Raw genomic sequence first — 19,072 nt, 5'->3', positions numbered from 1 at the left:
ATCAAAATCATGTCACAAAGCTCTACTCAGCCATTGGTACTCGTTGATGGCTCTTCCTATCTCTACCGTGCCTTTCACGCCATGTACAAAGCCGACTTACGCACCTCTAAGGGTGAGCCGGTGGGGGCCATACGGGGCGTTACCAGTATGTTGCGCAGGCTAAAGCAGGATTACCCCGGCAGCACCATAGCGGTGGTATTTGATGCCAAGGGCAAAACCTTTAGGGATGAGATATACAGCGAGTACAAGGCCCATCGCCCGCCCATGCCCGACGATATGCGCCCGCAAATAGAGCCCATACACAATATAGTGCAAGCCATGGGTATGCCGCTGCTAGTAATAGAAGGGGTAGAGGCCGACGATGTCATGGGCACCCTGGCCCAGCAGGCTACCGAGCAGGGCATAGATGTGGTGTTATCCACCGGCGATAAAGATATGGCCCAGCTGGTTAACCAACACGTTACCTTGGTCAACACCATGACCGAAACGGTAATGGATGTAGAGGGCGTAAAAGAAAAGTTTGGCCTGCCCCCCGAGCTAATCATCGACTACTTAGCGCTAATGGGCGACAAGGTAGACAATATTCCCGGCGTACCCGGCGTAGGTGAAAAAACCGCACTGGCGCTGCTGCAAGGCCTAGGCAATTTAGAGAATATTTATAACAACCTCGATAAAGTCGCCGGCTTAGAGTTTCGCGGCGCTAAAAAAATGCACGAAAAGCTAGAGGCCAACCGTGAGCTGGCGTTTCTCTCCTATGAGCTGGCCACAATCAAGCTGGACGTAGCGCTGGAGTTAGGCCCGCAAGACTTGGTGATGGCCGCAGAAGACCGGGCGCGCTTACTAGAGCTGTTTACCGAATTAGAATTTAAAGGCTGGATGGATGAATACAGCCAGCCTCTTAAAGAGGGCGGCGGTGTTGATAGCGCGGCCGAAAAAGTGGCCGAGGTGGACTACCAAACCATACTTACCGAGGCGCAGCTGGATGAATGGCTGCAACGCTTACAAGCCGCCGAGCTGATTGCCTTTGATACCGAAACCACCAGCCTCAACTATATGGAGGCCAAATTGGTGGGGGTGAGCTTTGCGGTAGAGGCGGGCCAAGCCGCCTACGTACCTTTTGGCCACGACTACTTAGGCGTGCCCGAGCAGCTTAGCCAAGAGCTAGTGCTAGCCAAGCTAAAACCCATATTAGAAGACGCCAACAAAGCCAAAGTGGGGCAAAACCTAAAATACGATAGGTCGGTATTGGCCAAGCACGGCATTAAGCTACAGGGCATAGCCTTTGATACCATGCTGGAATCCTACGTGCTTAACTCCACCGCCAGCCGCCATAATATGGACGACCTGGCCTCGTTTTATTTGGATCACAAAACCATACACTACGAGGACATAGCCGGTAAGGGCGCCAAGCAAATCACCTTTAACCAAATCGAGTTAGAGCAAGCTGGCCCCTACGCCGCCGAAGATGCCGACATTACCCTGCGCCTGCATCAAACCCTGTGGCCGCGGCTAGCGCGCGAGCCCAGTTTGAAGTCAGTCTTTGAAGAGATAGAGCTGCCTCTGGTGGAAGTGCTATCGGATATAGAAATGAACGGCGCGCTGGTTAGCCGCGAGCTATTAGGCCAGCAAAGCGCCGAGATCAGCGCCCGCCTTACCGAACTAGAGCGCGAAGCCTACGAGCTAGCCGGTGAGGAGTTTAACCTGGGCTCGCCCAAGCAGCTGGGCCGCATACTGTTTGAAAAGCTGGCCATACCGGTGATTAAAAAAACCCCCAAAGGCGCACCCTCTACCGCCGAGGAAGTGCTGGCCGAGTTAGCCCTGGATTACCCGCTGCCCAAGTTATTAATGGAGCACCGTGGCCTGAGCAAACTCAAGTCCACTTACACCGATAAACTGCCGGAGATGATCAACCCGCACACCGGCCGCATACACACCTCCTACCATCAGGCGGTGACCGCCACCGGGCGTTTATCTTCCTCAGACCCCAACCTGCAAAACATACCCATACGCACCGACGAAGGCCGCCGGGTTAGGCAGGCCTTTATCGCCGGGCCGGGTAATATCATCGTGGCCGCCGACTACTCGCAAATCGAACTGCGCATTATGGCCCACCTCTCGCAAGATAAAGGTTTGCTAGACTCATTTTCAAAAGGTTTAGATGTGCACAAGGCCACCGCCTCAGAAGTATTTGGTGTGCCGCTAGAGCAAGTGTCGGGCGAACAGCGCCGCAGCGCCAAGGCCATAAACTTTGGTTTAATTTACGGCATGTCGGCCTTTGGCCTAGGCAAACAACTCAACATAGGCCGCAACGAAGCGCAGGCCTATATGGATGCCTACTTCGCCAAATACCCTGGCGTAATGCAGTACATGGAAAACACCCGCGAACAGGCCGCCGAAAAAGGCTATGTAGAAACCCTGTTTGGCCGCCGCCTGTACTTGCCCGAAATTAACGCCTCCAACGGCATGCGCCGCCAAGCCGCCGAGCGCACCGCCATCAACGCCCCCATGCAAGGCACCGCCGCCGACATCATCAAAAAAGCCATGGTGCAAGTGCAAGCCTGGCTACCAGCATCGGGCTTAGACGCCCGCATGATTATGCAGGTACACGATGAATTGGTGTTTGAAGTAGCCGAGGCAGACAAGCAAGCACTGTGTGATGGCGTAGTAGCGCGCATGGCTGCGGCGGCCAAGTTAGATGTGCCGTTGATTGCTGATGTGGGCTTTGGGGCTAATTGGGATGAGGCGCATTAGGCTGAGCGCTAGGCGCTCAGCAGCGGGAAGTTGCAAGCGGCAAGTGGTAAGAAAAAGATAAAAGCTAGGAGGGTGGTGGTTTTTTTGAGGGGGGTATTACGGTAAATGTAAAAGCCATATTTAAGTGTGGCAAATAAAAAAGCAACGGGTACTTTTGTATCGATAATTAAAAGTGTAGTGGTAATACACAGCTGAATATCAGCAGTTTTCTTGCTTAAAAATAAAGTAGGTTTAATAGGCAGATGTAACCATAAAGGCGTAGTCAGATATGGACATAAAAATACAGGTTTAGACTTTTTTGCCTAGATCTAGACATTATGTTTATATGTGGCCATTCGTTTTAATAAAACTGTTAGATTTCAGAAGAGGAGTATCTCAAAATTATGGAAACTGTCGCGTTTATCATTTTTGGGCTTTCGACGGCCTTCGTAATTCTATCGATGGCTATCAATTTCCTAAGAAATGAAGACTTTAAATCAGCGTTTAAACATTCGTTAAATGCATCAGCGAAACTCTCTGATCGAGCAAATGCTTATACTCGTGTAGTTGAAACTATATTGGTGGATACATTTCCGTTTGGGAAATACAACAAAAAATCAGTACTTCTGATGAATTCGGCCCTGATAGCTGCTGTATCAGCTCTTTCCGAAGAGCTAAATGTTGGTTCAGAACAGAATAAGCGATCTAATACAATTGTAGGCGTGATGCTGATTGATAAGCTAAAAAAATCTACAAAGATTCAGTTTATATTGATTTTATGCTTAGTTATTAATTTTTTATTGGCATTGCTGACGGCAATTGAGTTTAGTTACTTTCTGTTGGCAATAGTTTCATTGATGCTTTTTTGCATCCACGCGGACCAACAGCTCATTATGTATCGAGTAAAAAAGGGTTGGTATGGAAAAAATGAGTATGAAGCTAAAGAAATAATTAATTTTATTTTAAACCACGCAAACAAAAATGACTTCAATGATTCTGGCGGCCTGAAGAGAGTTATTCCTTTGCCTGAAGTCGAGGCTGAATCTCTTAAAAATAGTGGAATTAACGGTGCTACAGTATGAATGAAGAAGGGATAACCGAATTCTTTAGAAAGTCCATTAATATACTTTTTGTGTCTAGTCCGAGAGGTACAAGCATTGGCGTTCTGATCGGAGTAATTTTAGATGGCCTGCTTGGTCTAGCATATCCATTGGTAAAATCTATAGAGTTTCTAAACTTTAGCGCCATCAAAATGTGGCATTTGATCGGCTTGGGCGTGGTGTCGATTCATCTCCCCAGTTATCTTCGAAGAAAGGAGGTGGATCAGTCGATTCTAAACGCCATTAAATACATTGAGGACCAGAAAAAGAATAAAAGTATTTCAGATTGGCAGGCAAAGCAGATGTATTTTAACTTGCACAATAAAGTTCTTGAGAGTGTTACTTTAAACAAAGATGCCCAAGAAACTACAAACAGTTTTAATAAGTTTGTTACTCAGCCTCAATCTAAAGAAAAATCTAACAAATAAAGGCAGCGGACGCCAAAAACGCGCCGCTGCTTTAGGCGTTAACTGTACTCATATGAGCAAAGTATTATTATTCATACTAGTCCCTTTGACCTTTGTGTCTTTTATAAGCGCAGGGGGCATGTTTGAGAGTGAGGGCGGTATCGAAAAACTGCGAGCAAAGAAAGATTGGTTTTCTCGCATATTCTTCTATCCGCTCACTTATGAGCATCCAGAAGATTGGAGCCATGATATTTCACGTATATTAACAATACCAATGGTGGCCGTATTCTATCTAATGTCTTGCGTTGGTTATACTCAGTATCTTTGCACAAGTATCAGCTCAAAAGTATCTTCAACTATTTTTGCAATTATGTTTAGTGCTTGTGTTTATGTGGTGGTGGCAGCGTGAAGTCACCAACAGTTAACAAAGCAAGGCAGTCGGACGGCTTCGCCGCCCGCTGCTTTTGGCGTTATGTGTAATCATGATTAAATTACTGCTTTATGTTCGAGCCATTGCATTTACAATGCACAAACGAAAAATTGGCTCCTTGGTTAAGCCCATAAAAAAGCAGAAATACACTGATCTTAAAGTAATAATAAACAATGTTGGTTTATCTGGCCCAAATGAAGAATTTGCATATGCTAGGTATCTAAAAGCAACAGAGTTTTCGCATTATTCAAAAGACTCAGGTTGTGAATCAAAGTACAAATCACTAAGAGAACATATGGGCTTATCACCAATAAATGCTGAAGTAGACACAAGTAATCCAACAGGTGTTTCTCCAGGTGGGTAAGCACATAACAAATTTGGGCAAGTTCGCCCTTACGGGCTGGACAATCGGCTGCGCCGCTTGCCCCTGCCAAAGGCGTTAAATTTCAGGAAGAAATGTCGTGCTAGAAACTAGAAAAGTATTTATTGATACACAATATTTTGTAAAAGCAGGTCTCCACTTTGATAATCCTGCGCTAAAATCCTTTCGAAAATATTGTGAATCCAATGAATTGTTCCATGTCTCCACGTCAGTTGTGAAACGTGAAGTTGAAGCAAAAATTGCTGTGTCAGTAAAAGAGGCTATCGGCGCAATAAAGACTTTTAGAAGAAAGGCGAGACTTCTCTCTTCTCTAGAAGATGATCAGATTCAAGGGCTTTTTGCAGAAGTACCCGAAAAAGATATCTATCAAAAATCTAGTCAGGTATTCGAAGACTATATGAACGGATGCTCAACCGAGATTGTTGAGGCTAGTGAAGTCGATCCAGAAGATATCTTATCTTTATATTTTGAAACAAAACCTCCCTTTGGCGAAGGTAAGAAAAAGTCTGAATTTCCAGATGCTTTTTCATTACTATCAATCAAATCATATCTAGACGAAGGTGAAAAAATATACGTCATTTCTGATGACGGTGATTTAAAAGAGTTTTGTGAGTCCGAGCCTCAATTAATTTCAGTAGAAACATTAGATAAGCTTCTAGATATTTATACACAACACACGAATACGCGATCTGATCAAGTTAGACAGTACTTTACTGTAAATGAGATGTCTATAAAGGATAAAATTAAGGAATACCTGGAAGATTGTGAAGTTTATAACTCTTCAACATGGGAAGATGCAGAAGTTGATGATGGGCTCACCGTAAAGCAACTTGGGGAAATTATTCCTTCAGTAATCTACATTGACGATGAAGAAAGTCAGATTACTTTCGATATTGATATTGAGTTTGAAGTAACGGTTATAGGGCCTGACTTCATTAATGGGATTTACGACAAAGAAGAAGGTCGAATGTTTACATTCGATAGCACCTCACGAACAAGCACTATTTCAAAAACTTTTACAGTAGAAATGTTTCTTAGCTACGAATTTAAGGATGGTAAGCTAGAAAACGCGGAAGACCTTGACCTACATGTGGCTGGAGTGTCTGGTGGCATCGAGGTTGCAGTTGAAGAAGATGGAGAAGAGTGGTACTAAAAAAATTTAACAAGGCGCTGCTGTCGGTCAATTTTCCGCTGCGCTCCAAAATTGCCGCAGAGCGTGGCGTTAGGTGCTTAGCCCCGAGAAATTCATAGTATGGATAACTTAGAAGACATCGCAGAAAAAAAGATCCAGAATGGGCTCAAACGTATTCTGAGTAAACTCGACTCAGAATATGAAATGATGCTAAGAAGGCATGCGGCTGATGGCCTCTTACGCTCAGGAAACACTATAAAAAAGACAATGGATTTAACTGTTTCATCAGCTGAAGCATTACGTGACTTGATGATTGATCAGTTTCAGTGGGTAATACAAGAATCAGTTGTAGTAACTAAATCAACAATTGAGGCTCTCGAGAATATTGCTAGTGATAATTTCGAGCAAATATACTCAACTGGGCAAGAGTTCCTTAACAAAGAATAAAAGGGGTCGTAACGATTATTTTTCATACAAGAATAAAAGCAATAAAAGGGGTCGTAACGATTATTTTTCATACAGCTCTCTTGAAGTGGCAGGAACCATCACAATGAAATCTAAACGATACGGCGCAATAAGCTAACCGCTAGAGAAATTGCGCAGGCTAGGGAATTGTTTAATCAAATAAAAAGGACTGTCTGTTTGTTAAATGCCTGTAATCAAAAAGTCTATGGCACTAACAATATCCTCTCTACTGGTAGCTAACGATCCTTCATGCTTTTTGAGGAAGTTTGTGGAAACGCTGGTAAGCTGGTGGGTTAATAGAAAGAAATTTTTGTTCTTTATTTTGATGATAGGGCAAAGGTTGGAGGGGTAGCTTTTATTGGCTTTGCTTGCGGGTGTTAGCGGTATGACCACTCGGCTATTTAAACTTTCTAGTAGGCCGTTCTGAATATCAACAAAATAGGGGTAAGCTTTGTTGGTATCCTTATCGGTATTGGCATAAACATCAAACTGTTTCATTAAAAGATCCTGTGCTTATCAGCAAAGAGACCGTTCTGCTCAGCGAGCTCATTACAAGCTTTTATGGCTTGCTTATTATCCTGTAACCATTGCTTACGGCGTGCCTTACGTACTTTTTCGGTAAGCGCTTGCTCCAATGTCGCAGAAAGATTTATTTTTAAAGCACGGGCTTCGGCTAGTAAGTCTTTGTTTATACTAAGATTGGTAGCTTTTTTAGGGCTGTTACTATCAATTATGGGCTGCATTATACTCACTCGCACTATAGGATATACGCATTGATCATGCGCATTATCGTAGTTGTAGGTACATAGCAAGTCAAGCAGCCGGATTACCAATTAAAGGGGTCGTAACGATTGTTTTTCATACAGCTCTCTTTTATAAATCAAGGAAGCAGAATTGTTGAGCTATAAGTCCCCGCCCCTTAAAGCCCACCCGCAAACCTCCAACCCTCTATCCTAGTTGAGCTCAACCCGCGATTAGGCTAATCTGTGCGCCTTCCCCAAATAGGGGAAGTTCTCAGGGCGGGGTGAAAGTCCCCACCGGCGGTAATCGTACGTAAGTGCGTAGCCCGCGGGCGCTCTCGTCATCATCTGGCGGGGGGACAAGCAGACTCGGTGTGATTCCGGGGCCGACAGTTACAGTCTGGTTATGAGAATGAGGTTGCTATGTTTTCCTGCGGTATCTGCCGTGAGAGGGCGAGTTGCCTTGTTTGCCCTGTTGTTTAACTGCATACAGAGGCAAACAACAGATGAAATCCAATTCTATGTATTTCGACATTGCTACCCGAGACCGGGTGGCGTTTATACAATCATGCTGGCACCGCGACATTGTGGATAGGCTGCGTGATTCTTTTCTTGATGAATTCGCCAAACTCGACGGCCGACAGGTTGATGTATTTGAAGTGCCCGGCGCGTTTGAGATCCCACTAAAAGCACAGTTTTTAGCTAATAGCGGCAAGTACGCGGCAGTGGTTGCTGCTGGCCTGGTGGTCGATGGGGGTATTTATCGCCATGAGTTTGTTGCCAGTGCGGTGATAGACGGGCTGATGAATACACAACTGGCGACTCACACGCCCATCTTCTCTGCCGTGTTAACACCCCATGATTTTATTAGCGACGGCCAGCCTGAGTTTTTTGCTGAGCACTTTGTCAGCAAAGGCATAGAGTCCGCTCAGGCCTGCGCATCAACGCTAGCAGAATACTCGCGGGAGCCGGTCGCGCTAGTTGGGTAGGTGAGCTAGCGTCCTTGCCTCAGCATGTACAGATACAAAGTAGCTCTTTTGCTCAACCAAATGAACATAGCGACCCATATCGCAATTTACCAATACGTTTATTGAATAAGCTGAGCTACTTGTATGTTACCTATGGTGAATAATGGGGCTACACCTTGAGTATTAAGTTATGCCAATAACAAGTCAAAGCGCGTGTACGGGTAAATGCTTTTACTTGATTTAGAAAGCCATATAAAGAGTGGGCCCACATTAAGCATTCAATGTTTGAGGCATTATGTTAGAGAGACAAAAATAACGTGATTGAAACTTTGTTTTTAGTATTGCCGCTGATGCTTAGCCCAGGTCCGGCCAATCTTGTTACTTTTGCTCTGACGGCGCGTTTTGGCTTTGCGAAAATTTTACCTTTTCTACTTGGGATATCACTGGTTTACATTGTTATAGCCATTGTATTGGGTGCCATTACTAGTAGGCTTGCTGAGCAATATGCGGATGTCACTAATTACATCAGGGTCTTTGGCAGCTGTTTTATTGTTTATTTAGGGGTAAAGTTACTTAGGCGAAGGAATCGAAATACTTTAACCAAGGCGCCAAGCCTATGGAATGGAATTACCCTTCAACTCCTCAATCCAAAATATCCACCTGTGGTACTTAGCGTATTTGCTAATAGTCAGAATAAAAATACGCTAATTACAGCAGCCATATTATGTATTATCGGTGTGACTGGTCTGGTGATTTATGCGTCGGCTGGTATGTTTATGCGACGCCAAGTAAACGTGGAAAAGCAGCTCGGAGTATTGGATTTTGTTTTTGGATTACTACTTTGTTTTACTGGCATTTGGCTTTTGTTAAGCTAATAATCAAAGCGGTCGTGACGATTGTTTTTTATACATCTCTCTTAAAGGATCAGGAGCCAGTAAAGTGAAAATTTAAACGATACGGTGCGACACAATAACCGGTGGTGAAGTAACGTAGGTTGGGGAATTATGGGCCCATAAAATCAACGATCAACGATCAACGATCAACGATCAAAGGGCCAGAATCGCTGAAATATAAGTCTCTGCGCCATGAGCGTAGCGAGTGTCTTGGGGGGTGACATCAGTTTCAATCGTTAGAAGCTGCAATAAAATTGATGCATCATAAATAAATAAGAGTATGTTTAATGTTAAAGCTTTTTAGAATCGCGAGCCTGGTAGAGGGCTTTTCTTATCTACTGATACTGTGCGTCACACTGGGCTTTATCAGCCGAGAGTTTGTTTACTTTTTGGGGATGGGCCATGGTGTATTGTTTTTGCTGTATGTTGCACTTTCGGCTTTAGCGTCACATAGACAAAATTGGTCTGTGTTTGTTTGGTTAATGGTACTTTTGGCAGCTGTTGTGCCTTTTGCCTTTATTCCAGTGGAAATATTTATTAAAAAAGAACTCGCTAAAAATAAGCAGTACGCAGAAAAATAAAATATTACACGAGGGATGCCTGGGCTTACAGCCACAGTAATAACAATAAACGCATGAGGTTTGTTGGAGTCGGGCGTTCAGATCTTGATGGCCAAGGTAAGCCTTTGCCATTAATTCATATTAAATGAAATAATCGAACTCGCCTCAGCTGTGATCAAACGGGGTAAGGGGTCGGATTAAAGTGCCGGGTTAAAGGCGCGAGCCGAAGTGTAGCTTTAACGACTCTGACCTTTTGAAACCCGTCACCTTTGATATTGATTGAAACTTTTCTAAGTTAATACGCAACACAGTGGCTTTACGCCAGCTTTTTTTCCGGCTGAGGCTCGCCGTGCAAAAAGGCTGCTAAGGAATCGTCCATCGCTTCCATCCAGTGGGTATGGTGTTTGGGGGCCTGGGTACCGGTTATGGTAGAGCGATAGCTTTTGTTGCGGTAGCCGAGTATGTCCGCTTCTTTGTCGTGCTCCCATGCCTTAAACGTTTCGGCAACAGCAGTAACATCGAAGGGTGGGTAGTCGGTAGGCGCTAACAGATCGACTATGTAGGCGGCTTGAAAGTCTATCTCATCGCTAGGGTTGGCTGTTTGCTCCTCGCGGGCTACCCATTGCTTGGTGTCGGCTAACATGGCTTCATCGCTAGGCAGTTTGATGCGGCCCAGCATAAGGTCGCGGGCATACCAGGCTTGAGCATCAAACATGTTAAAGGTGTAATACTGATCCTGCATGCCCAGGAAGATGAGCTTGGGGTTGGCTAGCGACACTATGCCTTTATACAAGCCTTCGGGGTATAGCCGGTTGTGGGTGTTTAGCGTTAGCTCATCGGGCAGGAAGGGGAAGTGATGCTGATAACCGGTACAGAGGATGATGGCGTCTACGTCTTTGCTGCTACCGTCTATAAAGTGTGCGGTTTTGTCTACCACTTCGGTGAGTAGTGGCACTTCGGCAAAAGAGTCTGGCCAATCAAAGCCCATGGGTTTTGAGCGATAGCTAAAGGTAACGGATTTAGCACCATATTTGTGGCACTGGGTGCCTATATCTTCGGCGGAGTAGCTACTGCCAATTAACAGCAAGTCTTTGCCTGCAAACTCGCAGGCATCGCGAAAATCGTGGGCGTGTAATACGCGGCCGGGAAACTGCTCCAGCCCTGCAAAGTAGGGCGCGTTGGGAGTGGAAAAATGCCCAGTTGCTACGATAACGTGGTCAAACTCTTCGCTGCTTAGCTGGTCTTGTTTGAGGTCGCGCACGGTAACGGTGAATTTAGCGCTGGCCTCATCATAGGCTACCCAGTGCACGGCGGTATTAAATTGGATGTACTGGCGCACATTACTTTTTGCTACACGACCCATAATATAATCGCGCAATACCGCGCGCGGTGGGTAGGAGGCGATAGGGCGGCCAAAGTGCTCTTCGAAGCTGTAATCGGCAAATTCTAAACATTCTTTGGGGCCGTTAGACCATAGGTAGCGGTACATGCTGCCGTGTACTGGCTCGCCATAGGCATCTAAACCAGTACGCCAGGTGTAGTTCCACATACCGCCCCAGTCGTTTTGTTTTTCGTAGCAAACAATCTCGGGTATATCTGCGCCGTCGCGGCGGGCTGCTTCAAAAGCACGTAATTGGGCTAGGCCGCTAGGGCCAGCGCCTAGAATGGCAACTCTATCAGTCATAAAGACTCCTGATTTTGGGCGTTAGGTCCCGCGCTAAGCTGATTATGCGCTGCGACGATTTAACGCGGAAAAGAGCGCGGCTAATAGCAGAAGGGCGTAGCCAGCAAGCTCTGTAGTCATGCGCACTAAGGTCGCGGGTAGCGATGGCGCAATGTGATGGTGGCTGCATCTACCGGTGGAGCAGAGAGCCGTGGGCGGGCGGGCCGCCGGGGCAACGCGAGGTCTCGAGAAAACGCCGGAAGAAAGCGCTCGAACGGCTTAAGCAAGCGGAAATACTTACTAACTCGTATGCCAGGGGCGGTACTTTAACACATTTAAGCTAGCGGTGTTTTGGGGGCTATGGCAAGCGGCTTGGATTGTAGGCGTTTATACGCACCGCATTCAAATACTAGCAAAGCCAATGTTGTATGGCGGGGACTTAGGGTAAAGTACGCCCTTACCTTAATAGATGATCATTATGGCCACTACCCAACACACCGCCAAAGCTGAAATCACTTGCTCCAATTGCCAAGCGTGCTGTTGCCGCTTAGAGGTGATGATTTTCACTGACACAGGCGTACCCGATAGGCATATTGCCCGCGATAAATGGGGCGCAGAAACCATGCTGCGTTTAGACGATGGTTGGTGCTCGGCTTTAGATCGCAACACTATGATGTGTTCCATTTATGAAAACCGGCCTTTGATTTGTCGAGAATTTGAAATGGGCTCTTATGAATGCCGCGAGGAAAGAGCGGTGCATTTGATAATAAAAGTCGCTAGTGATTAGTCGCTAGGCTCTAGTAAAAACAAAAATGCCCAGCAAAGTGCTAGGCATTTTTTATAACAGCGGGATTATTTTTTAGAGACTAGAGACTAGAGACTAGAGACTAGAGACTAGAGACTGTTACCCGCCCATATTAGTTACCATCATATTCAGTTCGGTAGTGGACTCTAACAGTTTCTCTATCGCTTCTTCTGCTTTTTCTGGGTCTAGGTTGATACGTTGATATACCTCGGCAGGTATATCTTCCAGTGGTGCATCGCCTATGCGGTGTTTGCGCAGTAGGCGTGAGGCTATGTACAGCAGGTTAGCGTGTACAAAATCTTCGTCTACATAATCGGGTTCGTTTTGAAAGCGTACCGCGTTACAGACTTCTTCGGGCATATTCCACAGGCGCAATAACCAGCTGCCTAATTGTTCGCGAGTCACACCCAATACATGGCGCTCTATATAACCGTGGTTACTGTAGGGGTTGGCCTCTTGTAGGCGGCAAATATTGGAAAACTGTGGTGGAAAAACCTCGGCCAAAATGAGGTGACCAAAGTTGTGCAGTAAACCAGAAAGATAGGTGACACCCATGGCGGGGCGCTCTTTGGGGGTAATAGCGCTCACTAAAGCTTCAACGGCGGTAGCGGTGTAAACGGCTTGCTCCCAGTAGGGGCTAAAACCTTTGGCGGCATCCTTGGGCATGCTGAGGGTTTTGCCCAGTGATAAACCCAGCGATAGGTTAAGCACTAAATCAAAGCCTAACACCCGCACTATGGCGTCGTGTACTGATTTAATTTTGCCGGGGGCGGCGTAGTAAGGTGATGAAGCCCAGCTCACGACTTGTGCCGCCAGTGAGGGGTCGGCTTCAACGATGTCGGTTAAGTCTTGAATATCGGCGTTGGGGTCTACCCTTAATTTAATAATGCGCTGGGCGGTGCTGGGTAAGGGCGGGAATTCTAGGGTTTCTTCTAGTCGTTGCTTAATGCGCAGCTGCGTAAAGTTGGCCACGGCGCTGGTAATATCGTCTACATCTTTGGCGTGGTCTAGGTTGGCCGATTGCAGTTTATCTAGAGCCACGGTGGCGGTCAGATAGGTAACGTTTGCGCACAGGTTTTTAAAATCATCGATGCTCACGTATATGGTCTGCTCGTTGTGACCGGTACTCATTTGCACTTCTTTGGCTTCTAGCACTTGCTGGTCGACGATGGTGTATAGCGGCAAAACGCCAGGCACACTGGGGCAGGTATCTAGCTCGTGTTTCTCACACAGGTCTTTGACTTCGGCTTTGGTGCTGGGGCTAAGCTGGCGTTTAATTTCGTTATTGAGGTGGTCTATATCTAATAAGCTGTTGGCCGCACAAATCACTTGTACCTTGCCGTTGCCGTCTTGCAATACGGTGGTGGTCAGGGTGAGTGCATCGGGGTGTGGGTTCACGGCTTCTACCAAGGCGTAGTGGGTATTGTATTGTTGTAGCACTTTTTCAGTCGCGGCAGGTACAGCCATGAGTTTAGATCCTTTTGCTAATACGGGCTTATCTTGTTGTTGGATAATGCTGTTTTAAAATTGTGTAAGTGTTTCTACTTATGGGGGGAGTGTAGCTTAACTACCTGCCAATGTTGAGATAACGAGTTAATTTTAGCAGATATTGTGAACTTGCTTGTGTTTGCTGGCTTAAACTTGAGCATATTGTTCGCCGCCGGCCAGCCAGCGTGCGATTAAAGGTTCTAGTGTGGCCGGTTGTTGGCTTATTAGCTGCTCGGCGCATTGCTTAACTGCGGCGAGTAAATGGCCATCGCGCTGTAAGTCGGCTATGCGCATTTGCAGCAGCCCGGTTTGGCGGGTGCCTAATAATTCGCCGGGGCCGCGCAGCTGTAAATCTTTTTCGGCAATCACAAAGCCATCGCTGCTGTCGCGCATGGCTTGCAGGCGCTCTTTACCCAGTTTGGATAGCGGTGCTTGGTACATTAATAAGCAGTGGCTGGCGGTGCTACCCCGGCCCACCCGGCCGCGCAATTGGTGCAGTTGTGCCAAGCCTAGGCGCTCGGCGTTTTCTATAATCATGAGGCTGGCATTGGGCACATCCACCCCTACTTCTATCACCGTGGTAGCGACTAATAAGTCTATTTGGTGGGCTTTATAGGCGCGCATGGCCTCGGCTTTTTCGGCAGCTTTCATGCGGCCGTGTACTAGGCCTACCCGCACCTGCGGCAGCGCTGCCTTGAGTAGCTCGGCGGTGTGCTCGGCGGCTTGGGCTTCCAGCGCTTCGGACTCTTCTATTAGTGTGCATACCCAATACACTTGCCTGCCCTCTTGGCAGGCATGGGCAACGCGGGCGACTAGCTCGTCGCGGCGGCTATTGTCTATCACCACGGTGTTGACCGGGGTGCGGCCCGGCGGCAGCTCGTCGATCACCGAGGTGTCTAGGTCGGCATAGGCGCTCATGGCTAAGGTGCGGGGTATGGGGGTGGCGGTCATAATTAATTGATGGGGGTGGCCCAGCTGGCTCTTCTCTTTTAGGGCTAGGCGCTGGTGCACCCCAAAGCGGTGTTGCTCGTCTATGATGGCCAGGCCTAATTGGGCGAATACTACTTGCTCTTGAAACAGGGCATGGGTGCCCACCACCATTTGCGCACTGCCGTCGGCAATGGCGTTAAGCTGGGCCTGCCGCTGCTTGCCTTTGAGCTTGCCGCTAAGCCAGGCGATATTAATGCCTAGCGGGCTAAGCCAGTCGCTAAAATTGCTGAGGTGTTGCTCGGCAAGAATTTCGGTGGGGGCCATCATGGCCACTTGGTAGCCGCTGGCTATGGCCTGCAGTGCTGCCAAGGCTGCCACCACGGTTTTGCCCGAGCCCACATCACCCTGCACTAGGCGCAGCATGGGCTGTTGTTGGCACAGGTCTAGGCTGATCTGCTCGGCCACGCGCTGCTGGGCAGCGGTGAGTGCAAAGGGCAGCTGCTGTAAAAACTGCTGGCTAAGGGCGGGGGCCTGGGCCAAGGCTGGGGCGCCTAACTGGCGGATTTGTTGCCGCTGTTTGTTAAGGCTGAGGTGGTGGGCTACTAGCTCTTCAAAGGCCAAGCGCTGCTGAAAAGGGTGCAGCCCGGCTTGCAGGGCTGCTTGGTCGGCATTGCTGGGCGGCCGGTGCAGGTATTGCAGGGCTTGGGCTAAATCTACCCCTCGGTTGTGTTGGCGTGGTAGTAATTCCTGCGGTTGATGCTGTTGCAATAAGGCCAGCGCTTGCTCGCTGAGTTTGCGCCAGCTCAACTGGCTTAGCCCTTCGCTGCTGGGGTATACCGGGGTGAGGGTGGCGGCATGGGGTGGCGGCTGTTTATCGCTGATGATTTTATATTCGGGGTGGTAAAACTCAAAGCCGCTGGTGCCGCGTCTAACCTCGCCATAGCAGCGCAGCCGGGTGCCGGGGCTAAGCTGGTTTTTTTGCGCCGCCGAAAAATGATAAAAGCGCAGGGTCACGGTGCCGCTGCCATCTTGTACCCGGCAGGCCAGGCTGCGGCGTTTACCAAAAACTACGTCGGCCAGCTTTACCTCCACCTCTATTAAGGCATCGCTGCCTGCCTGTAGCGCACCTATGGGGGTGACTTTGGTTCTGTCTTGGTAGCGCAGCGGCAGGTGGAACAAGACGTCTTGCACGGTATGTATCGCTAATTTGGCCAGTTTGTCGGCCATGGCCGGGCCCACACCTCTTAAGGTGTTCACGGCTAGTTGATCCAGGGTGGGCTGGGTGAGGGTAGGCATGGCGGTGTTTAGTGGTTGTAGTCTAGGGCTAAATTGCAGCGTTTTACCGCATCGCACAAGGCCTCTATGGCCTGCGGCCTAGGGAAGCTGGCGCGCCAAGCTACCGCCACTTTGCGGGTGGGGCTGTTTTGTTGGAAGGGCCTAATGGTGTAGGGGCTATCGTGCAGGCCTTCGGCTAATTGTGCCGCCGAGGCGGGCAGTATGCTAATGCCCAAGCCTGAGGCTACCATGTATTTAAGGGTTTCCAGCGAGCTGCCTTCTATCGCGCCACTTTGTTGTTGGTTGAGGTTGGGGCAGGCCGCTAACACTTGATCGCGAAAACAGTGGCCGCTGCCCAGTAATAGCACTTGCTGGTCATTGAGCTGTTGGCTGCTAAGGCTGGGGTATTGGTTAAGCGGGTGCTGCTGGGGCAGGGCTACCACAAATTGCTCGTCGTATAGGGTTTTGGTGACCACATCCGGCTCATCAAAAGGCAGGGCGATAATAATGGCGTCTAGTTCACCATTGCGCAGTTTTTCCCGCAATACGGCGGTGTAGTTCTCTTCTATAAACAGCGGCATATGGCTGGCGATTTTGCGCAGCTGCGGCACTAGTTGGGGAAACAGGTAGGGGCCTATGGTAAAAATAGCGCCCACCGAAAAGGTGCTGCCTAATGGGTCTTTACCTATGCTGGCTATATCGGCGATTACCCCGGCCTGCTCTAGCACCACTTGGGCTTGTTGAATAATTTTTTCACCTATGGCGGTGGCGCGTACCTGCTGGCGGCTGCGCTCAAACAGGGTGACGTCCAAGGCCTCTTCTAATTTTTTAATAGCCACACTTAAGGTGGGTTGGCTAACAAAACATTTTTCGGCGGCTTTGCCAAAATGTTTGGTTTGATGCAGGGCAACAATGTAACGTAGTTCGGTTAGAGTCATGGCCACAGCCTTATGATTGATAAATACTATTAAAAATTGAAAATAGATTGTGCCATTAAATAAAAGCTTAGGGCAGATAACAAGTCCCTAATAGAACAAGCGCCTAAAACAAGCGTTAGCAACGAGAGTACCTTATGCAAAATTTATTAATTGTGGGCTGTGGTGATATAGGGATTAAGCTGGCTGAGTCGCTGCCCGAAACCGTTAGTGTGTACGGGCTGCGCCGCGATATTGGGGCCTTACCGGCGGGCATTATAGGTTTGCAGGCAGATGTGACCCAGCCCGATAGCCTCAGTGCACTCGCGGATATAGCCTTTGATGCGGTGGTGATTAGCCTTACCCCGGGTGAGTCCTCTGATGAGCGTTATCAACAGGTCTATGTGCAGGGCACATCCAACTTGCTAAGCGCTTTAAACGCAAAAAGTTTGCAGCGACTCATTTTTGTATCCAGTACTAGCGTGTATGGCCAAAGTGATGATAGCTGGGTAGATGAGCATAGCCCTACCCAGCCCAGCCGCTATTCGGGCAGGCGTTTATTAGAAGCGGAGCAGGTTTGCTTGGCGTTTGGCCAGCAACAAGGTATTGCTAGCAGTATTGTGCGCTTTGCGGGTATTTACGGGCCGGGCCGGCTGCGCTTAGTACGCGATGTGCTGGCGGGTAAAGCGTCGCCTCCACGGTATAGCAACCGCATACACCGCGATGACTGCGCGGGCTTTTTATCTCACTTATTGCAGTTGCCGCTAGCGCAATTACAGCCTTGCTATGTGGGGGTGGATGATATGCCGGTGCGTTTAACGGAGGTAAAAGCCTGGTTGGCTAAACAGTTACAGCGTGAGCCATTGGCCGCAGCGCAAACAGCTACTGGCGGTGCTAAACGCTGTAGCAACCAGCGCATGAAGCAATCGGGCTATCATTTGATCTATAGCAACTATCAACAGGGTTATGCGCCGATACTATCGCAACTCAACTATACTGAATAACGATACTCAAGCGACCAGCTCGTTAAGCTATGAATAAAGGCATAACTATGAAGGTATTACTGCAAGGTTTTATGGCTATCGTCATCAGCTTGTTGCTAAGCAGCTATAGCATGGCAGCGCCAGCCAGCTGGCAGCAGATTATAGCGCAGGGTGAATTGCGGGTAGGGCTGAGTTTGGCCACCCCTTGGGTAATGAAGGGCAAGGACGGCAGCTTAATTGGTTCTGAGCCTGATATTGCTAGCCGCCTGGCCCAAGACATGGGCTTGAAATTAAAGCTGGTGGAATTGCCGTGGGAGCAACTAGTGCCTGCACTAAAGCAGGGCCGTATCGATATTATTGTTTCTGGCCTGAGCATTAGCCCCAGCTTGGCCATGCAGGTTAATTTTAGCCACAGCTATGCGGAGTCGGGCATAGGCTTGGCCAGCCATATAGCTAAAACGCAAAACATTAGCACCATGGCGGATTTGCAGCGCGCTAAGTTAACCATGGCGGCAGTGGCTGGCAGCAGTGGTGAAGTGTTAAGCAAGCGCTTGTTCAAAAATGCCAAATTAAAACTATTTTATTCCATTAAAGAAGCGGGCTTAGCCCTGGCCCAAGGCGAGGTAGATATACTGATAGGCCCCAGTACGGAGCTGCGTTTTTTAAGCCTGCGTAACCCCGATGTTATTGACCAACCTTTAGCAACGCCCTTACTGAATAGCTATGAGGCTTTTGCGGTGCGCAAAGGGGATCACGACTTTATTAATTTTTTAAACGCTTGGATATTATCCCGCAAGGCTGATGCCTGGATAGATAGTAGCCGTTACTACTGGTTTCAAACCTTGCGTTGGCAAGAGCTGGTGGCGCCATGAAAATAATTATCGCTAGCCTGATCAGTAGTTTATGTTGTGGCACTGTTTTGGCACAGGCATTAGATAGACCAGACATAGAGTTACTGCCCGAGCAAGATTACCGTATAGAAATGGAAGAGATGGTAGTAAAAGGCGTGCTGCCCGAGTGGCGCAAGGCCGAGTTAGAGCAAGAGTTGTGGAACCGCGACCGCTTTAAATTAATAGAGCAGCAATTGCAGCCACGTATAGAGTGGTTTCCCCAGTACAGTAAAGAGGAGCGCGACAGCGCTCATGAGCTTAAAAATCGTAAAGAGGAAAAACCCGAAATTAAAATTTTTGAATGGCTGTTTTAAAGA

General features: G+C 48.0%; 20 protein-coding genes and 1 riboswitch. Of the genes, 14 read left to right on the top strand and 6 right to left on the bottom strand.

The genetic code is table 11. The features are described from left to right. Positions 1-9: 9 nt before the first annotated feature. The 7 genes from polA (at position 10) to NO559_RS13500 (ending at position 6,628) form a co-directional block, all read left to right on the top strand. Positions 10-2,751: a DNA polymerase I gene (polA, locus tag NO559_RS13530; RefSeq protein ID WP_258332393.1), complete on the top strand. Its 2,742-nt coding sequence runs from the start codon at positions 10-12 to the stop codon at positions 2,749-2,751. A gap of 383 nt (positions 2,752-3,134) precedes the next feature. Continuing rightward, positions 3,135-3,812 (top strand): hypothetical protein, encoded by a 678-nt coding sequence (locus NO559_RS13525; protein ID WP_258332392.1) that lies wholly within the window; start codon positions 3,135-3,137, stop codon positions 3,810-3,812. Continuing rightward, positions 3,809-4,258 carry a hypothetical protein gene (locus tag NO559_RS13520; RefSeq protein WP_258332391.1) on the top strand — a complete coding sequence of 150 codons (450 nt, stop codon included), beginning with the start codon at positions 3,809-3,811 and terminating at the stop codon, positions 4,256-4,258. The genes NO559_RS13525 and NO559_RS13520 overlap by 4 nt, the downstream gene beginning before the upstream one ends. Positions 4,259-4,310: 52 nt before the next feature. Continuing rightward, complete coding sequence (locus NO559_RS13515; RefSeq protein ID WP_258332390.1) at positions 4,311-4,646, top strand: hypothetical protein; 336 nt, start codon at positions 4,311-4,313, stop codon at positions 4,644-4,646. A 73-nt stretch (positions 4,647-4,719) separates the two neighbouring features. After that, positions 4,720-5,031 carry a hypothetical protein gene (locus tag NO559_RS13510; protein ID WP_258332389.1) on the top strand — a complete coding sequence of 104 codons (312 nt, stop codon included), beginning with the start codon at positions 4,720-4,722 and terminating at the stop codon, positions 5,029-5,031. Positions 5,032-5,128: 97 nt separating this feature from the next. Then, complete coding sequence (locus tag NO559_RS13505; RefSeq protein WP_258332388.1) at positions 5,129-6,202, top strand: PIN domain-containing protein; 1,074 nt, start codon at positions 5,129-5,131, stop codon at positions 6,200-6,202. A 99-nt stretch (positions 6,203-6,301) separates the two neighbouring features. After that, on the top strand, positions 6,302-6,628 hold the full coding sequence (locus tag NO559_RS13500) for a hypothetical protein (RefSeq protein ID WP_258332387.1): 327 nt from the start codon (positions 6,302-6,304) through the stop codon (positions 6,626-6,628). Between the two features lie 198 nt (positions 6,629-6,826). On the opposite strand, the gene NO559_RS13495 is transcribed toward NO559_RS13500, so the two are convergent. Both NO559_RS13495 and NO559_RS13490 read right to left on the bottom strand, forming a co-directional pair. Next, positions 6,827-7,144 (bottom strand): CcdB family protein, encoded by a 318-nt coding sequence (locus NO559_RS13495; RefSeq protein ID WP_258332386.1) that lies wholly within the window; start codon positions 7,142-7,144, stop codon positions 6,827-6,829. Beyond that, positions 7,144-7,389, bottom strand: a complete 246-nt coding sequence (locus tag NO559_RS13490; protein WP_258332385.1) for a type II toxin-antitoxin system CcdA family antitoxin — start codon at positions 7,387-7,389, stop codon at positions 7,144-7,146. The genes NO559_RS13495 and NO559_RS13490 overlap by 1 nt, the downstream gene beginning before the upstream one ends. 263 nt (positions 7,390-7,652) lie before the next feature. After that, positions 7,653-7,804, top strand: a riboswitch (FMN riboswitch). An 88-nt stretch (positions 7,805-7,892) separates the two neighbouring features. On the opposite strand from NO559_RS13490, the gene NO559_RS13485 reads away from it, so the two are divergent. From NO559_RS13485 to NO559_RS13475, 3 genes are all read left to right on the top strand, one after another. Beyond that, entirely contained in the window at positions 7,893-8,375 is a 483-nt protein-coding gene (locus NO559_RS13485; RefSeq protein WP_258332384.1) for a 6,7-dimethyl-8-ribityllumazine synthase, read from the top strand. 296 nt (positions 8,376-8,671) lie between these two features. Further along, entirely contained in the window at positions 8,672-9,229 is a 558-nt protein-coding gene (locus tag NO559_RS13480; protein WP_258332383.1) for a LysE family translocator, read from the top strand. A 305-nt stretch (positions 9,230-9,534) separates the two neighbouring features. After that, entirely contained in the window at positions 9,535-9,828 is a 294-nt protein-coding gene (locus NO559_RS13475; RefSeq protein ID WP_258332382.1) for a DUF3817 domain-containing protein, read from the top strand. A 295-nt stretch (positions 9,829-10,123) separates the two neighbouring features. Here NO559_RS13475 and NO559_RS13470 read toward each other — a convergent pair whose 3' ends face one another. Continuing rightward, positions 10,124-11,491 (bottom strand): NAD(P)-binding domain-containing protein, encoded by a 1,368-nt coding sequence (locus tag NO559_RS13470; protein ID WP_258332381.1) that lies wholly within the window; start codon positions 11,489-11,491, stop codon positions 10,124-10,126. Between the two features lie 457 nt (positions 11,492-11,948). Between NO559_RS13470 and NO559_RS13465 the strand changes: the two genes are divergently transcribed. Further along, positions 11,949-12,257 (top strand): YkgJ family cysteine cluster protein, encoded by a 309-nt coding sequence (locus NO559_RS13465; RefSeq protein WP_258332380.1) that lies wholly within the window; start codon positions 11,949-11,951, stop codon positions 12,255-12,257. Between the two features lie 117 nt (positions 12,258-12,374). Here the strand turns inward: NO559_RS13465 and NO559_RS13460 are convergent, their stop codons facing one another. The 3 genes from NO559_RS13460 to NO559_RS13450 form a co-directional block, all read right to left on the bottom strand. Next, positions 12,375-13,742, bottom strand: a complete 1,368-nt coding sequence (locus NO559_RS13460) for an HDOD domain-containing protein (RefSeq protein WP_258332379.1) — start codon at positions 13,740-13,742, stop codon at positions 12,375-12,377. Between the two features lie 168 nt (positions 13,743-13,910). Next, positions 13,911-15,989, bottom strand: a complete 2,079-nt coding sequence (recG, locus tag NO559_RS13455; protein WP_258332485.1) for an ATP-dependent DNA helicase RecG — start codon at positions 15,987-15,989, stop codon at positions 13,911-13,913. A gap of 8 nt (positions 15,990-15,997) precedes the next feature. After that, positions 15,998-16,906 (bottom strand): hydrogen peroxide-inducible genes activator, encoded by a 909-nt coding sequence (locus NO559_RS13450; RefSeq protein WP_258332378.1) that lies wholly within the window; start codon positions 16,904-16,906, stop codon positions 15,998-16,000. A 134-nt stretch (positions 16,907-17,040) separates the two neighbouring features. Between NO559_RS13450 and NO559_RS13445 the strand changes: the two genes are divergently transcribed. From NO559_RS13445 to NO559_RS13435, 3 genes are read left to right on the top strand one after another with little or no spacing between them, the layout of a single operon-like run. After that, positions 17,041-17,886, top strand: coding sequence for an NAD-dependent epimerase/dehydratase family protein (locus NO559_RS13445; RefSeq protein WP_258332377.1), 846 nt, complete (start codon positions 17,041-17,043; stop codon positions 17,884-17,886). 47 nt (positions 17,887-17,933) lie between these two features. Continuing rightward, positions 17,934-18,737, top strand: coding sequence for a transporter substrate-binding domain-containing protein (locus NO559_RS13440; protein ID WP_258332376.1), 804 nt, complete (start codon positions 17,934-17,936; stop codon positions 18,735-18,737). Beyond that, positions 18,734-19,069 carry a hypothetical protein gene (locus tag NO559_RS13435; protein ID WP_258332375.1) on the top strand — a complete coding sequence of 112 codons (336 nt, stop codon included), beginning with the start codon at positions 18,734-18,736 and terminating at the stop codon, positions 19,067-19,069. Before NO559_RS13440 ends, NO559_RS13435 begins: the two co-directional genes overlap by 4 nt. The last annotated feature ends 3 nt before the right edge of the window (positions 19,070-19,072 follow it).

It is taken from the genome of Dasania sp. GY-MA-18 (genome assembly GCF_024734385.1).
Classification (GTDB): Bacteria; Pseudomonadota; Gammaproteobacteria; order Pseudomonadales; family Dasaniaceae; genus Dasania; species Dasania phycosphaerae.
The sequence above is the reverse complement of the archived record's forward strand: the minus strand, read 5'-3'. Positions and strand labels throughout refer to the sequence as shown.

What these genes read in the sequence shown, in the direction of transcription:
- NO559_RS13475 (WP_258332382.1), top strand. Translation starts at nt 9,535, where the DNA reads ATGTTAAAGCTTTTTAGAATCGCGAGCCTGGTAGAGGGCTTTTCTTAT.
- NO559_RS13450 (WP_258332378.1), bottom strand. Translation starts at nt 16,906, where the DNA reads ATGACTCTAACCGAACTACGTTACATTGTTGCCCTGCATCAAACCAAA.
- NO559_RS13525 (WP_258332392.1), top strand. Translation starts at nt 3,135, where the DNA reads ATGGAAACTGTCGCGTTTATCATTTTTGGGCTTTCGACGGCCTTCGTA.
- NO559_RS13490 (WP_258332385.1), bottom strand. Translation starts at nt 7,389, where the DNA reads ATGCAGCCCATAATTGATAGTAACAGCCCTAAAAAAGCTACCAATCTT.
- NO559_RS13460 (WP_258332379.1), bottom strand. Translation starts at nt 13,742, where the DNA reads ATGGCTGTACCTGCCGCGACTGAAAAAGTGCTACAACAATACAATACC.
- NO559_RS13435 (WP_258332375.1), top strand. Translation starts at nt 18,734, where the DNA reads ATGAAAATAATTATCGCTAGCCTGATCAGTAGTTTATGTTGTGGCACT.
- NO559_RS13440 (WP_258332376.1), top strand. Translation starts at nt 17,934, where the DNA reads ATGAAGGTATTACTGCAAGGTTTTATGGCTATCGTCATCAGCTTGTTG.
- NO559_RS13470 (WP_258332381.1), bottom strand. Translation starts at nt 11,491, where the DNA reads ATGACTGATAGAGTTGCCATTCTAGGCGCTGGCCCTAGCGGCCTAGCC.
- NO559_RS13515 (WP_258332390.1), top strand. Translation starts at nt 4,311, where the DNA reads ATGAGCAAAGTATTATTATTCATACTAGTCCCTTTGACCTTTGTGTCT.
- recG (WP_258332485.1), bottom strand. Translation starts at nt 15,989, where the DNA reads ATGCCTACCCTCACCCAGCCCACCCTGGATCAACTAGCCGTGAACACC.
- NO559_RS13510 (WP_258332389.1), top strand. Translation starts at nt 4,720, where the DNA reads ATGATTAAATTACTGCTTTATGTTCGAGCCATTGCATTTACAATGCAC.
- NO559_RS13485 (WP_258332384.1), top strand. Translation starts at nt 7,893, where the DNA reads ATGAAATCCAATTCTATGTATTTCGACATTGCTACCCGAGACCGGGTG.
- NO559_RS13465 (WP_258332380.1), top strand. Translation starts at nt 11,949, where the DNA reads ATGGCCACTACCCAACACACCGCCAAAGCTGAAATCACTTGCTCCAAT.
- NO559_RS13500 (WP_258332387.1), top strand. Translation starts at nt 6,302, where the DNA reads ATGGATAACTTAGAAGACATCGCAGAAAAAAAGATCCAGAATGGGCTC.
- polA (WP_258332393.1), top strand. Translation starts at nt 10, where the DNA reads ATGTCACAAAGCTCTACTCAGCCATTGGTACTCGTTGATGGCTCTTCC.
- NO559_RS13520 (WP_258332391.1), top strand. Translation starts at nt 3,809, where the DNA reads ATGAATGAAGAAGGGATAACCGAATTCTTTAGAAAGTCCATTAATATA.
- NO559_RS13495 (WP_258332386.1), bottom strand. Translation starts at nt 7,144, where the DNA reads ATGAAACAGTTTGATGTTTATGCCAATACCGATAAGGATACCAACAAA.
- NO559_RS13445 (WP_258332377.1), top strand. Translation starts at nt 17,041, where the DNA reads ATGCAAAATTTATTAATTGTGGGCTGTGGTGATATAGGGATTAAGCTG.